Raw genomic sequence first — 13,282 nt, 5'->3', positions numbered from 1 at the left:
GCGCGGATTGGTAGGGTCGGGTGTCGCCGTGTTGCGCCGTTGAGGCGCCCGGCGATGCCCCTTCGCACCAGACTCAGGAGTGCCTGTGACCGATTCGCTCACCCCCCTCGCTGCCGGCTCCCTTGCCGGCAAGACCGCCCTCGTGACCGGGTCGTCGCGCGGCATCGGCGCCGACACCGTGCGCTACTTCGCGCAGGCAGGCGCGAATGTCGTCATCAATTTCCGCAACAAGGCACCTCGTGCCGAGAAGCTCGCCACGCAGCTGCGCGAGCTCGGCGTGCAGGTCCTCGTGGTCGGCGCGGACCTGACGGACGCCGCATCCGTCCAGGCCATGTTCTCTGAGGTGGAGCAGACGTTCGGCTCCCTCGACATCCTGGTACTCAATGCCTCAGGCGGCATGGAGGGCGGCATGGCTGCGGACTATGCGCTGCAGCTGAACCGTGACGCGCAGGTGCGCGTACTCGAGACCGCGCTGCCTCTGCTCGGCGCGGGTTCTCGCGTCGTCTTCGTGACGAGCCACCAGGCGCACTTCATCCACACGACGCCGACCATGCCGGAGTACGAGCCGGTCGCTCTCTCGAAGCGTGCCGGCGAGGATGCGCTTCGAGAGCGCATCCCTGCTCTGACCGAGCGCGGCGTCGAGTTCGTCGTCGTCTCGGGCGACATGATCGAAGGCACCATCACCGCCACGCTGCTGGAGCGCGCCAATCCCGGCGCCATCGCGCTGCGCCGTGAGGATGCCGGCAAGCTCTACAACGTGTCCGAGTTCGCGGCGGAGGTGGCCCTCGCGGCCGTGGAACCGGTCCCCGCCGATCACACGCGGCTCGTGGGGGAGACCAGCTCCTTCGTCGCCGAGTGAGCGTGCAGAACGGCCCCGGATCCTTGGATCCGGGGCCGTTCTCGCGTCTTCAGGCGCGACCGAAGGTGAAGGCTCGCACGAGCTGGATGATGCCGAGGATGACGAGCGAGGCGCCCACGAACAGCCAGAGCAGCGCCACGTAGAGCGGCGAGAACACGAGGATGACGCCGGCGATGAGGCTCATCACCGCGAAGAAGATGGTCCAACCCCGAGAGGCGCTGTTGCCGAGGGTCGTGAGCGCGACGACACCTTCGACGATCCAGGTGATGCCGATGAACACCCCGACGAAAATGGCGAGGAACACCGTGGTGTCGCCGAGGTTTGCCAGTGCGATGACTCCAGCGGCCACGAACAGTACGCCGAGAGCGATATGACCCACGCGGGACCATCCGCCGAGGGTTTTCGAGAAGATACCGAGGCCCGCGTATACGAGCCCGGATGCGATGGCGTAGACGGCGATGATCGCTGTTCCTACGGCGGCCGTCTTCAGCGGCCACACCAGGATAAGAATGCCGACGATGAGGGCGATGGCGCCACCGATGCCGAAGGCGGTGCGGATGCCGTTAACGAGCGTCTTATCGGCGCCGGTGGTTACAGTCTCGGACATATCCTGCTCTTTTCTGAAAAGAAGCTGAGTGTACGAACCCACCGTAGCGCGGCGATGAGCCGTAGGGGAGTGGCGCTGGACTCAGCGGGTCACAGCAGAAGCACGATCCCCAACAACACAGGCACGCTTCCCAGCGTCGTGAGGAAGATCGTGTCGCGCGCGACGGTCTCGCCCACGGTGTAGCGCTGCGCGTAGTTGAAGACGTTCTGCGCCGTCGGCAGAGCCGCCAACACGGTGACGATCAAGACTTCGTGCGCCGAGAGACCGAAAAGCGTCGCCACGGCCCAGGCCGCGGCGGGCATGGCGATCAGTTTGAGCGCACTCGCGACGAGTACCTCACCGCGCCTGCCGGCGTCGGCGAGAACTCGCTGCCCGTGGAGCGAGATGCCGTAGCTGATCAGGAGGATAGGGACACACGCGTTCGCGATCAGCAGCGCCGGCTCCAACACGATCGTCGGAAGCTTGATACCGGCCACCGACACGAGCGTGCCGAGCGCCGACCCGATCACGATGGGATTGCGAGCGGTCCGTCCCAGCACGCGCCAGAACGATCTGGTTCCGGTGGTGGCGGCGTCCAGGATGGCGAGCGCGATAGGAGTGAGAAGAAGCAGCTGCATCAGGATGACCGGTGCCGGGTACGCGGCGCTTCCCAGCAGGTACAGGGACAGCGGGATCCCGATGTTGTTGGAATTGACCTGGCCGGCCGACAGCGCGGAGATGGTCGCGTCCGCCACGCTCCGCCGCCAGACGAAACGGGCGAGGATCCATTGCAGACCGATGATCACCGCAGCAGCGATCGTGGACACCGGAAGCAAGGCGGAGAACAGCGTTGTGATGTCCGCTTGACTGAGCACAGTGAACAACAGAAACGGAGACAGCACGTAGAACGTGAGTCGGCTCAGCACGTGCCGTGCGTGCGGGCCCAGAAGGTCGACGCGTCCGATGATGTAACCGGCGATGATCGCGGTTCCGACAACAGCGAACCCGGTCAACGTCTGCAGCACGTCTTCAGCCTATGGTGCGGCTGTGCGCGCCATCGCCCGCTCTGACAGACGTCAAAGCCGTATTACCGATAATGCACATTATGTCATTACGTGTGAGGGAGAACGTGCGTGAGACGGTTCGGCTCCTCCCCGACATGTCTTACAGACAAGGAGTAGTAAGGGAGTCACAGTGACGCACGACACAGAACGTGAACTCGCATCCGCTGATCCTCTCGCAGGCCGCGCGGATGACGCACTTGCTCTGCTGCTGCACGGGATGATCTCCGACGCGCGCGCCGTATCCACGGACGCTCCCGCATCGCGCCGCCACTGGTGGCGACGTCGCAGGATCCTGTTTCCCCTGGGGCTGGCCGGCGCCGCCATCCTGACGGGTGCCGTGTGGCTGCTCCCGCTCGGGCTCTCCGTCAACGGCACGCCTGTTGATCTCGACGTCGTGATCCCGATCACCTATACCACCGACACCGGCATCACGGTGAGCTGCCGTTACGGGATCTACTTCGGCGAGCCCGAGAACCGGACCACCGTGGATGAACGACTCGCTGCATTCGTCAAAAGCCATGACTGGAGCGGAATCGGGCAACGGATCTATGACCAAGCAGTGGCGCACCCATTCGTGCCGGGGCCGGACAGCGATCTGCAGGTGGATACCCCTGAGGTCCGCGACAGCTTCTCATTCTCGCAAGCCCAGGATCTCATCTGGCAAGAGATCCCGGCCGCGTTGCGGGAGCCGGGTTCGAGCGCGGGTGCGACATCGGACTGTGCAGGACGACTGCATTGACGACGAACCCAGCGACCAATCCGCCGTCCGTCGAGCGGACGCGGGCAGTATTGGAAGCCAACGCCGCAGATCTGCTTCACTACTTCCAACGGCGTGTCCATGACCGCGAAGACGCTGCAGACCTTCTAGGTAGTGTGCTTCTCGTCGTGTGGGAGAAGCACACACGCGTGCCGGAAGATCCTGAGCAAGCACGGATGTGGTGCTTCGGTGTTGCCCGCAATGTGATGCGGCGCTACTACCGCCACCAGACGAAGCAGATCGGACTCGCGGACCGTCTGAGAGACCACCTCCGGGCAACCGCCGTCCTCGACAACGCGGCCAGCACCGCGGCCGAGGCACGAATTCGCGACCATGAGGTGAGAGATGCGCTCATGTCTCTCGACCGGAAGACGCGCGAGCTCGTCATGCTCGTTCACTGGGACGGCTTCCTCATCGCGCAGGCTGCGAGGATCCTCGAGGTGAACGAGTCCACGGCGCGCACACGCCATCAGCGGGCACTCCGGCGCTTGGAGCAGATTCTCGCAGTCGAGTCACCGAACAGGCTCCGGCAGCACGGCTTGGATGCCGATCCGATCGGCTCGTAGTTGCCGCTCTCCCCTGCGCCGTCGCGCAGAGGTTCGTGATCTCTCCGGACACGCCGATGAGAGCGCTCCCCTAGCGCTCCGACCGCGCGCCGGAGTCAGCTCTGCTCATCCGAGCAGTTACCGCGGAAGATCCACGCCCATCTGTACACGCCGCCCGAAACGGCCGAGTCCGAGCCGCGTCTCCGTCTCGACCAGCATGCGATGGAAGTCGTCGGACGGCTCTTCGATCGCGAACCCCGCGGAGGCGTAGAACGGCGCGTTCCATGGAACATCGGCGAAGGTCCGAAGCGTCAACCTGGCGTATCCGGCGCGGCGTGCCGCATCCTTGGCTGCTTCGACGAGCGCGCGTCCGATGCCCTGGCCGCCGAAGGCCGGCAGCACGGAGACCTGTTCGAGATGCGCCCCGCCGTCGAACTCGATGACGTGAACGAAACCGACGACAGTCCGGTCCTCCCTCTCGGCGACGAGAATGATGCCCCGGTCGGCGAGGCGCTCGGCACTCGTTGGTGCGGGGTGCCACTGGTCTGGCTGGAGAAGATCCACCAGGAGCGTGTCGGCCTCGTTCTCGATTCGCTCGAGGAGCGGGAGATCGGCGGCCCCAACCGGGCGGATCTGCACAGACATCCCTTCATCCTAGGTCGCCCGCCGCGCCGACTACTGTCGAGAACATGCCGTCCGATTCCACGCCTGCCACCCGACGGATCGAGCTCGATCTGCGCAAGCCCCGGTTGGCTCTGTACGCGGTGCGTCCCACCGTCGTGATCGACGGCCGCGGACAGCCGGTGCAGTGGGGCCGCGGGACCTGGCAGGTCTCGGCAACGCGATCCGAGCGGATCGGCGTCTTCCTGTTCAACCGCGTCTGGCGTTTCGGATCGGCCGCCATCGAACTCGACCCCGAGGCCACGGGATCGCTGGTGTACCGCGCACCGTTGCTGCCGTTCGGACGAGGACGGCTGTCCTCGTCGATCACTCCCCCTACATCGTCCTCATCCGCCAGCTGAGCTCTCGCTGCAGCACCTCAGAGAGACGGGCGACCCCCGCCGCGAGGTCTTCGCTTCCCGGTGGCCGCACCTCGCCGAACAGCTCGATATCCACGCTCTCACCCTCGAGGTGCCACACACCGCGCACCGCTCCCCCGGCAATGAGCGCGCGCCCACCATGGCTCAACAGCGCGCGACGCGACCCCGGCACGATCGGAGCGAAGTCGGTGCCGCCGGCGAACAGCCAGGGATCGAACGCGGGGAGGAGCACGACCGTTTCGGACGGTGTCGCACCCATGAGTTCCTCCGCATCCTCGGCGCGTAGGTAGGCCCGCTCCCCCGCCACCCTGGCGGTTGTGATGGAGTCGAGCTCCTCGAGCCACGCGCCTACGAGCCGTCGACGTACGGTCAGGCCCGCCGTGAACCATGCGTGCAGTTGCGTCTCCGTCGCCGGCGCGTAGGCGGCGAGGAAGTCGCGGACGGCGCGCGGCCCGGCCTCGGCGAGCGGAGACGTCCCCCTCCAGCCGGCGACACCGTCGAAGGATTGCACGGTCGCCTCGCCGTCGATCGTCGGACCGAGTCGCAGGTCCCCCTGCCAGGCGAACGGCTTGATGAAGGTCCACGACGGATGCGTGAACGCGTCACCGAGATGGGCGAACGCCGGAACCAGCGTGACCCGTTCGGCAAGCCGTCGCCGGGTCAACGGGCCCGCGGCCAGGGCCGAGCGGACGCAGGCGCGAAGCTCCGGCCATTGCGCGGGCGTCAGCCGGTAGAAGCTCTGCCAGCTTCGCCTCTCCCACTGCCGCCCGGCGGCGCGAAGCGCCAGCAGGTCGGCCGCCGCGCGCGGGGTGGTGAAGGCGGTCGCCCCACCGGCCGCGAACGTACGGATGACATCCGGGCTCGAGAGCAGAGTGTGGGCCGCATCGACCGTGCCGCCCACCGAACGCGCCGCAAGCACGTGGGCAGGATCTCCCGACCACGCGGGGATCGCGAGGAGACGCGTGAGAACCTCTCGAACCGACTCACGGGGTCCGCTGAGCCCCTGGCGTGCCATCCGCCAACCGAGCGCACTCTCCCACGAGATGTCCACAGCGTCATCGTAGGAAGACCAGCGCGCGGCTCGCCACGGTTCGATGGCGAGCGAAGGATGTCGGAGGTACCGCGTACGGTCGCGTCATGGTCCGCTACGTCTACTGCACCGCATCCACTCTCGACGGCTTCCTCGCCGATGACGCGGACGGCCTGGAGTGGCTGCTCACGGTGCCCGGCGCCGAAGGCGCGGGCGCCTTCGCGACCTTCTTGGACAGCGTGGGCACGCTCGTGATGGGATCGACGACCTTCGACTGGGTGTATCGGCACGAGCGCCTCAACGAGAACCCCGAGCGTTGGCACGCCGCGTATGCAGAGCGCCCCGCGTTCGTCTTCAGCTCGCGCGAGGTGGCACCCGTGGCAGGGGCCGACATACGACACCTCCGTGGACCCGTCTCGTCGCATCTCGCAGAGTTCGAAGCAGCGGCCGCGGGGCGGGACGTCTGGATCGTCGGCGGTGGCGACCTCGCTGGTCAGTTCGCCGACATCGGCAGACTCGATCGCATCATCGTGACCTATGCCCCGGCGCTTCTCGGATCGGGGCGTCCGCTCCTGCCCCGACGGCTCGACCACACGCGCCTCCGCGTTGAGGATGCGGCGATGGACGGGCCCTTCGCTCAGGTCACGCTTTCGGTGTCACCGTGATCCAGTCGCCGAATTTCGGCACTCGGCCGTCCCCCGACGACCGGCCGGTCAGACGACGCTGAACCCAGGGGCCGACGTGCGTGCGGTAGTAGGCGAGGCCGGAGCTCGCGCGCGCCGCCGACTCGCTCGGAAGCGACCACCACGAGGGATCCGGCGTCTCGCCGAGCGACTCCAGGACGCGAGCAGCTACGCGATGATGACCCCGCGCGCTCATGTGTAGGCGGTCGTCCGACCAGTAGCCCCGCGACGACAACTCCTTGTCGGGCCAGTTCAAGGCCTGGACCACGTCCGGTCGGTGTGCGATGCGCGAGACGACCGCGGCCGAGAGCTCGTCGCCGCGCCGCTGGATGAGCCGCCCCATCGGCAGGTGCGGCGCGGGATTCGCGCCGCTGAGCACGATGAGCGTCACACCCTCCTCATCGCACCGACGCAGCACCTGATCGAAGGCATCCGCCAAGTGGGAGATGGCAGTGCGCGGGCGCAGCATGTCGTTACCGCCGCCGTTGAACGAGAGGTGTGTCGGGCGGAGCGCGAGCGCCGGTTCAAGCTGCTCGGCGACGATGGGCCAGATCAGCTTGCCGCGGATCGCGAGGTTCGCGTAGGAGATCTCGTGACCCCGCGAGTTTGCCCAGCCCTGCGCCGTGAGGTCCGCCCAACCGCGGACGCGACCGTCCGCAAGCTCGTCACCGACTCCCTCGGTGAACGAATCGCCGATCGCCACGTACCGGATCTCGGGCACGCGTCCCCCTGTTCCGCCGGCTTCCTGCGCCGGACCTGTCGAGCCTACTCGCCGGCCTCGGCCAGCAGCTCACGCACCCGAGGGGCGACCTGCGTGCCGTAGAGCTCGATCGAGTGCAGCATCTTCTCGTGCGCAAGGGTGCCGTTGGAGAACTTCAGATCGAACCGGTCGATGCCGAGGGTCCGCACAGTCGCGGCGAGCTTGCGAGCCACGGTCTCCGGCGAGCCGGCGTACACGGCGCCGTCGGGTCCGACGTCGTTCTGGAACTGCGCGCGGCTGTACGGGGGCCAGCCGCGCTCGCGGCCGATCGCGTTGCGGTTCGCCTCCATCGCCGGATACATCTCGTCCCACGCCTGCTCGTCCGTGTCGGCGACGTGACCCGGCGAGTGGACGCCGATGGGCAGGCGCTCGGCGCCCATCGCGTCGCGCGTGCGGTGGAAGAGGTCCACGTACGGACGGAATCGTGCCGCTGCTCCCCCGATGATCGCGAGCATCAAGGCGTAGCCATGGTGCGCGGCCCGGACGACCGACTCCGGCGAGCCGCCCACCCCCACCCACGCACGGAAGCCGTTCTCTGTCTTGGGGAACACATCGGCGTTTTTCAGCGCCGCACGCGTACTCCCCTGCCAGGTCACCGGCCTCTCGTCACGCAGCCTGCTGAACAGCTCCAGGCGCTCGTCGAAGAGCACCTCGTAGTCGGCGAGGTCGAAGCCGAAGAGGGGGAACGACTCGATGAACGACCCGCGTCCGAGGATGACCTCCGCGCGACCGTTCGAGACCGCATCCAGCGTGGCGAAACGCTCATACACGCGCACCGGGTCGTCGGAGGAGAGCACCGTCACGGCGGTGCCGAGATGGATGTCACGGGTGCGTGCGGCTGCCGCTGCCAGAACGATCTCGGGGCTCGACACCGCGAACTCCTTGCGATGATGCTCCCCCACGCCGAAGAAGGCGAGTCCGACCTCGTCGGCACGCACGGCCTGCTCCACGATGTTGCGGATCGTCTGCGCGTCCGTCAGGGGCACTCCCCGCTCGTCGGCGGTGACGTCACCGAATGTGTCCAGCCCGAACTCCACGGTCATGGCGACCACCTTTCATTCAGACGGATACAACTCGCGCCCGAGTCCTGCCATTCCCTCAGCGAGCTCGGAGTGCTTCGCGCAGCGTGTCGAGACCCACGCCGCCGATGTCGAGAGCAGTCTTGTGGAACTGCTTGATGGAGAACGCCTCGCCCTGCGCCTGACGCGCGTCGTCGCGGATCTGCTCCCAGATGCGCTGACCGACCTTGTACGAGGGCGCCTGCCCCGGCCACCCGAGGTAGCGGTTGACCTCGAACTGGATGAACGCATCGGGCATGTTCACGTTCTGCCGCATGAATGCGAGAGCGAAGTCATGGTCCCACACGCCGGCGCCGTCCGGACGCTGCTTGCCCAGGTGCACCCCGAGATCGAGGACGACGCGAGCTGCCCGCATCCGCTGTCCGTCGAGCATGCCGAGCCGGTCGGCGGGGTCGTCGAGGTACCCCAGCTGCTCCATGAGCCGCTCGGCGTACAGCGCCCAGCCCTCGGCGTGCCCGGAGGTTCCGGCGAGCAGACGGCGCCACGAGTTGAGCTGCGCACGGTTGTAGACGGCCTGCGCGATCTGCAGGTGGTGTCCCGGAACGCCCTCGTGGTACACGGTCGTGAGCTCGCGCCACGTATCGAACTCTGTGACACCCTCAGGCACCGACCACCACATGCGGCCCGGCCGGGAGAAGTCGTCGGTCGGGCCCGTGTAGTAGATCCCGCCCTCCTGCGTGGGGGCGATCATGCACTCGAGCGTGCGGATCGGCTCCGCGATGTCGAAGTGGGTGCGGCCGAGCTCCGCGACCGCACGGTCGCTCGTCGCCTGCATCCACTCCCGCAGCGCCTGGGTGCCGTGCAGCTTGCGAGAGGGGTCCGCTTCAAGGTGCGCGACGGCCTCGGCGACGCTCGCACCCGGCAGGATCTCGTTCGCGATGGCCTCCTGCTCGGCCACCATACGGGCCAGCTCCTCGATCCCCCACTCGTACGTCTCGTCGAGATCGATCTCGGCACCCAGGAAACGGCGCGAGTGCAGGGCGTAGAGCTCGCGGCCCACCGCATCCTGTTCGCCGGCGACGGGTGCGAGCTCGGCGGACAAGAAGCGCGCGAGATTGTCGTATGCGACGCGCGCGGCGCCCGACTGGTCGGCCAGCTCGCGGGCGAGGGATGCGGGCAGCTGTCCCTCGGCGGGAGCGGCATCGCCGGCGAACGTCGCGAAGAACCCGGACTCCGCCGTGTAGCGCTCGATCTGGGTGACGACTTCGAGCACCTGCCGGCGAGCGGGCACCGTTCCCGCCGTGATACCGGCCCGCAGGCTCGCGATGTAGCCGTCGATCGCCGCGGGCAGTGCCTGCAGGCGACGCGCGACGACCTCCCAGTCCTCGACCGTGTCGGTGGGCATGAGATCGAACACCGAACGGATGTCCTGCGCCGGCGATGCGATGACGTTCAGGTCCCGCAGGCTCGCCTGCGCCTCGTGCAGTTCGAGGTCGAGGCGCAGCTCGCGCGACAGGTCGGCCTTCGTCACCGTGTCGACCTCGTCGACGGGCGTGGCCGAGTCGAGCTCGGCGAGCGTGCGGCGGGCCGCCTCGGCGTAACGCTCGGCTCCCTCGGGTGAGTAGTCCCCGAAGCGGTCGTTGAACTCGAACCGGCCGATGTAGGTGGCGGTCGTCGGTGACAGTTCGGCCACGACGTCGACCCATGTGTCGGCGATGGCGTCGATGGGAGTGGTGGGGCGGGACGTTTCACTCATGGATTCGAGCCTACGCCGACGGCTGATGCCGTTCAGTGCCCCGCGGCGTTCCAATCGGCGCCGCGCCCGATCTGGATGTCGAGCGGGACCGTGAGCTGCGCCGCATCCCCCATCCGCTCGCGCACGATCTGCTCCACCCGCTCCCACTCCCCCGCCGCGACCTCGACCACGAGTTCGTCATGGATCTGCAGGAGCACGCGCGAGGCCAGCTGATGCTCCTGGAACTCGGCATGGATGCGGAACAGCGCGATCTTCATGATGTCGGCCGCGCTGCCCTGAATGGGCGCGTTGAGGGCGGCACGCTCCGCGTTCTCGCGCAGCACCCGGTTGGGGCTGGCGAGGTCGGGGAACGGACGACGTCGCTTGAAGATCGTCTCGGTGTAGCCGTCTTCACGGGCCTTCTCGACGGATGCGCGCAGGTAGTCGCGCACCGCGCCGAAACGTGCGAAGTACTCGCCCATGAGCTGTTTGGCTTCGGACTGCTCGATGCGCAGCTGCTTGGAGAGCCCGAACGCGGACAGTCCGTACACGAGGCCGTACGACATCGCCTTGACCTTCGTGCGCATCTGCGGTGTGACCTCTTCGGGCGTCACCCCGAACACACGCGCGCCGACGAAGCGATGCAGATCCTCTCCCGTGTTGAAGGCCTCGATCAGCCCTGGATCCTCCGACAGGTGCGCCATGATGCGCATCTCGATCTGGGAGTAGTCGGCCGTCAGCAGCGTTTCGTAGCCCGCGCCCACCTGGAACGCCGAGCGGATGCGGCGGCTCTCCTCGGTGCGGATCGGGATGTTCTGCAGATTGGGATCGGTGCTCGACAGCCTGCCCGTCTGCGAGCCGGTCTGCAGGTAGGTCGTGTGGATGCGTCCGTCGGTCGCGATCGCCGCATCCAGCGTCTCGATGATCTGCCGCAGCTTCGTCGCCTCCCGGTGCTGCAGCAGCAGGTCGAGGAACGGATGCGGGTGGGACTCCTGCAGGTCTGCCAGCACAGCCGCATCCGTCGAGTAGCCGGTCTTCGTCTTGCGCGTCTTGGGCAGCTGAAGCTGCTCGAACAGCACCTCTTGCAGCTGCTTCGGTGAACCGAGGTTCACCTCGCGGTCGATGGCCGCATAGGCGCGCTGTGCGAGGCCGTCGGCTCGCTCTGCGAGCTCGGCGGAGAAGCCCGAGAGCACCTCGTGCGACACGGCGACACCCGCGAGCTCCATGTCGGCCAGGGCGAGCAGTGTGGGTAGTTCGATATCGGTGAGCACGGACATCGGGCCATCGCCGAGCGCAGCGCGAAGGGGCTCGGCGACGCGGATCGTGTACCACGCGAGCTGGCCGGGCGTCGCCCCCTCCGTCTCGGGCACGAGCTGCGACGGATCGGCCTCGGGCAGCTTCTCTCCCAGGTACCTGTCGACCAGATCGCCAAGGGACTTGTCGGGAAGACTCGGACGGATCAGCCACCCGGCCAGAAGCGTGTCGAAGGCGACACCGGCGACCGTGAGTCCCGCGCGCCGCAACGCCTTCACCTGGCCCTTGGCATCGGTGAAGATCTTCGGGCGGTCTGAGGCGAGCCAGGGCGCGAGCGCAGCGGCGACCCCGTCGTTCCACCCCGCCTCGACCACGGCATCGGCGCGGGCGAGCCCGATCCGCGTGGGTATGGAGGCGCCCAACACGACGGTCACCCCGACCTCCGCGTCGCCGACCTGGTCGAGCCAGGCGGTGAGCATCGCGGGATCCGTCGCCTCCACGGGGGCGGGTGCGGCGACGACCGGCGCGTCGTCTGCAACGGTGCCCGCCGCATCCGCTCCGGTGGCCTCGAACACGCGCGGCAGCAGAGTGCGGAACTCGAGCCGCGCGAAGATGTCGCGCACTCCCTGCGCGTCGATCGGGCGTACCGCGAGGTCTTGCGGCGTCACCGGCAGCTCGACGTCTCGCAGGAGTCGGTTGAGTGCGCGGTTGCGACGCACGTCGTCGATGTGCTCGCGCAGGTTGTTGCCGACGACACCGGTGATCTTGTCGGCGTTGGCCAGCAGCTCGTCGAGCGATCCCCACTGCGTGAGCCACTTCACGGCCGTCTTCTCGCCGACCTTCGGGACACCGGGCAGGTTGTCGCTCGTCTCGCCTACCAGCGCCGCGATCTCGGGGTATTGCGCGGGGGCGACTCCATAGCGCTCGCGTACGGTCTCCGGGGTGTAGCGCTTGAGCTGCGAGACGCCCTGCACGCTCGGGTAGAGCAGCGTGACCTCGTCGGTGACGAGTTGGATCGTGTCGCGATCGCCGGAGCAGACGAGCACGTCGTAGCCCGCAGCGACTCCTTCGGTCGCCAGGGTCGCGAGGATGTCGTCGGCCTCGATGTCCTCCTTCGTCAGCACCGGGACGTTCATGGCGCGCAGGCACTCCTGCAGAAGGGGAATCTGCCCGGAGAACTCGGGCGGCGTCTCGCTGCGGGTCGCCTTGTACTCGGGGTACTCGCGCGTGCGGAAGGAGACCCGCGAGGTATCGAATGCGACCGCGAGATGCGTCGGCTTCTCGGCCTTCAAGAGGTTCACGAACATCGAGAGGAAGCCGTAAACCCCGTTGGTGTGCTGCCCGTCCTTCGTCGTGAAGTTGTCGACCGGGAGGGCGTAGAACGCCCGGAAGGCGAGCGAATGGCCGTCGACGACCAGCAGAGTAGGCTTTTCGGAGTCCGTCACCCTGACAGCCTAGTAAGGCCTGCGGACACGACACCCCGGAGCCCAGGAGCAGCATGACCGCGCCCGAGTACACGATCGATCCGCTCGAGTGGGTGACGCGCCGCGGCACGGGCGCCCTCGCCGACAAGATGGGGCTCGAGTGGATCGAGTTCACGACGCCGCGCGCGATCGCGCGTATGCCCGTCGAGGGCAACACGCAGCCGGTCGGTCTCTTCCACGGCGGCGCCTATGTCGTCCTCGGCGAGTCGCTCGGGTCGATGCACGCGAACTACCTGGCGGGTCCGGGCCGTCTCGCCGTCGGCGTCGACATCAACGCGACGCACACGCGCTCCGCCACATCCGGGTTCGTCACGGGGGTGTGCACTCCCCTGCACGTCGGACGCACGCTGATGGTGCACGAGATCGTCCTGTCGGACGACGCCGGCCGTCGCTGCTCCACGGTGCGCATCACGAACCTCGTGAAGGACACCGCGGGCATCTCCTGACCTCTCGGGATCAGGAGACG

14 protein-coding genes are annotated in these 13,282 nt (G+C 67.5%); 6 read left to right on the top strand and 8 right to left on the bottom strand.

Annotated elements, in window-relative coordinates:
• Window positions 1-85 precede the first annotated feature (85 nt).
• On the top strand, window positions 86-859 hold the full coding sequence (locus PQV94_RS07805; RefSeq protein WP_274288179.1) for an SDR family oxidoreductase: 774 nt from the start codon (window positions 86-88) through the stop codon (window positions 857-859).
• A gap of 49 nt (window positions 860-908) precedes the next feature.
• Here the strand turns inward: PQV94_RS07805 and PQV94_RS07800 are convergent, their stop codons facing one another.
• Together PQV94_RS07800 and PQV94_RS07795 are read right to left on the bottom strand one after the other, a co-directional pair.
• The gene (locus PQV94_RS07800; protein WP_274288178.1) at window positions 909-1,466 is read right to left on the bottom strand and encodes an HdeD family acid-resistance protein; all 558 of its coding nucleotides are present in this window, start codon (window positions 1,464-1,466) and stop codon (window positions 909-911) included.
• Between the two features lie 89 nt (window positions 1,467-1,555).
• Entirely contained in the window at window positions 1,556-2,470 is a 915-nt protein-coding gene (locus PQV94_RS07795) for an AEC family transporter (protein ID WP_274288177.1), read from the bottom strand.
• 169 nt (window positions 2,471-2,639) lie between these two features.
• Between PQV94_RS07795 and PQV94_RS07790 the strand changes: the two genes are divergently transcribed.
• Both PQV94_RS07790 and PQV94_RS07785 read left to right on the top strand, forming a co-directional pair.
• Window positions 2,640-3,248, top strand: coding sequence for a hypothetical protein (locus PQV94_RS07790; RefSeq protein ID WP_274288176.1), 609 nt, complete (start codon window positions 2,640-2,642; stop codon window positions 3,246-3,248).
• On the top strand, window positions 3,245-3,832 hold the full coding sequence (locus PQV94_RS07785; protein ID WP_337994375.1) for an RNA polymerase sigma factor: 588 nt from the start codon (window positions 3,245-3,247) through the stop codon (window positions 3,830-3,832). Before PQV94_RS07790 ends, PQV94_RS07785 begins: the two co-directional genes overlap by 4 nt.
• Window positions 3,833-3,949: 117 nt before the next feature.
• On the opposite strand, the gene PQV94_RS07780 is transcribed toward PQV94_RS07785, so the two are convergent.
• Window positions 3,950-4,456: a GNAT family N-acetyltransferase gene (locus PQV94_RS07780; protein ID WP_274288175.1), complete on the bottom strand. Its 507-nt coding sequence runs from the start codon at window positions 4,454-4,456 to the stop codon at window positions 3,950-3,952.
• 44 nt (window positions 4,457-4,500) lie between these two features.
• Here PQV94_RS07780 and PQV94_RS07775 point away from each other — a divergent pair, with 44 nt between their 5' ends.
• Window positions 4,501-4,833 carry a hypothetical protein gene (locus PQV94_RS07775; RefSeq protein ID WP_274288174.1) on the top strand — a complete coding sequence of 111 codons (333 nt, stop codon included), beginning with the start codon at window positions 4,501-4,503 and terminating at the stop codon, window positions 4,831-4,833.
• Here the strand turns inward: PQV94_RS07775 and PQV94_RS07770 are convergent.
• Window positions 4,808-5,902 carry a DNA glycosylase AlkZ-like family protein gene (locus tag PQV94_RS07770; RefSeq protein ID WP_274288173.1) on the bottom strand — a complete coding sequence of 365 codons (1,095 nt, stop codon included), beginning with the start codon at window positions 5,900-5,902 and terminating at the stop codon, window positions 4,808-4,810. The two genes, PQV94_RS07775 and PQV94_RS07770, sit on opposite strands and share 26 nt — an antisense overlap.
• Before the next feature lie 86 nt (window positions 5,903-5,988).
• On the opposite strand from PQV94_RS07770, the gene PQV94_RS07765 reads away from it, so the two are divergent.
• Window positions 5,989-6,546, top strand: coding sequence for a dihydrofolate reductase family protein (locus tag PQV94_RS07765; protein WP_274288172.1), 558 nt, complete (start codon window positions 5,989-5,991; stop codon window positions 6,544-6,546).
• Here PQV94_RS07765 and PQV94_RS07760 read toward each other — a convergent pair.
• The 4 genes from PQV94_RS07760 to polA are packed head-to-tail and all read right to left on the bottom strand — an operon-like array spanning window position 6,524 to window position 12,777.
• A complete protein-coding gene (locus PQV94_RS07760; protein WP_274288171.1) occupies window positions 6,524-7,285 on the bottom strand; it encodes an SGNH/GDSL hydrolase family protein in 762 nt (253 codons plus the stop codon). The two genes, PQV94_RS07765 and PQV94_RS07760, sit on opposite strands and share 23 nt — an antisense overlap.
• A gap of 44 nt (window positions 7,286-7,329) precedes the next feature.
• Entirely contained in the window at window positions 7,330-8,367 is a 1,038-nt protein-coding gene (locus tag PQV94_RS07755) for an LLM class flavin-dependent oxidoreductase (RefSeq protein ID WP_274288170.1), read from the bottom strand.
• 55 nt (window positions 8,368-8,422) lie between these two features.
• Window positions 8,423-10,099, bottom strand: coding sequence for a DUF885 domain-containing protein (locus PQV94_RS07750; protein ID WP_274288169.1), 1,677 nt, complete (start codon window positions 10,097-10,099; stop codon window positions 8,423-8,425).
• Between the two features lie 32 nt (window positions 10,100-10,131).
• The gene (gene polA / locus PQV94_RS07745; protein WP_274288168.1) at window positions 10,132-12,777 is read right to left on the bottom strand and encodes a DNA polymerase I; all 2,646 of its coding nucleotides are present in this window, start codon (window positions 12,775-12,777) and stop codon (window positions 10,132-10,134) included.
• Between the two features lie 53 nt (window positions 12,778-12,830).
• Here polA and PQV94_RS07740 point away from each other — a divergent pair, with 53 nt between their 5' ends.
• On the top strand, window positions 12,831-13,262 hold the full coding sequence (locus PQV94_RS07740) for a hotdog fold thioesterase (RefSeq protein ID WP_274288167.1): 432 nt from the start codon (window positions 12,831-12,833) through the stop codon (window positions 13,260-13,262).
• The last annotated feature ends 20 nt before the right edge of the window (window positions 13,263-13,282 follow it).

The organism is Microbacterium sp. Clip185, assembly GCF_028743715.1.
Taxonomy (GTDB): domain Bacteria; phylum Actinomycetota; class Actinomycetes; order Actinomycetales; family Microbacteriaceae; genus Microbacterium.
The sequence above is the reverse complement of the archived record's forward strand: the minus strand, read 5'-3'. Positions and strand labels throughout refer to the sequence as shown.

Excerpts from the sequence above, each read along its gene's own strand:
- PQV94_RS07800 (WP_274288178.1), bottom strand. The coding sequence starts at position 1,466 with ATGTCCGAGACTGTAACCACCGGCGCCGATAAGACGCTCGTTAACGGC.
- PQV94_RS07780 (WP_274288175.1), bottom strand. The coding sequence starts at position 4,456 with ATGTCTGTGCAGATCCGCCCGGTTGGGGCCGCCGATCTCCCGCTCCTC.
- PQV94_RS07775 (WP_274288174.1), top strand. The coding sequence starts at position 4,501 with ATGCCGTCCGATTCCACGCCTGCCACCCGACGGATCGAGCTCGATCTG.
- PQV94_RS07765 (WP_274288172.1), top strand. The coding sequence starts at position 5,989 with ATGGTCCGCTACGTCTACTGCACCGCATCCACTCTCGACGGCTTCCTC.
- PQV94_RS07755 (WP_274288170.1), bottom strand. The coding sequence starts at position 8,367 with ATGACCGTGGAGTTCGGGCTGGACACATTCGGTGACGTCACCGCCGAC.
- PQV94_RS07750 (WP_274288169.1), bottom strand. The coding sequence starts at position 10,099 with ATGAGTGAAACGTCCCGCCCCACCACTCCCATCGACGCCATCGCCGAC.
- PQV94_RS07740 (WP_274288167.1), top strand. The coding sequence starts at position 12,831 with ATGACCGCGCCCGAGTACACGATCGATCCGCTCGAGTGGGTGACGCGC.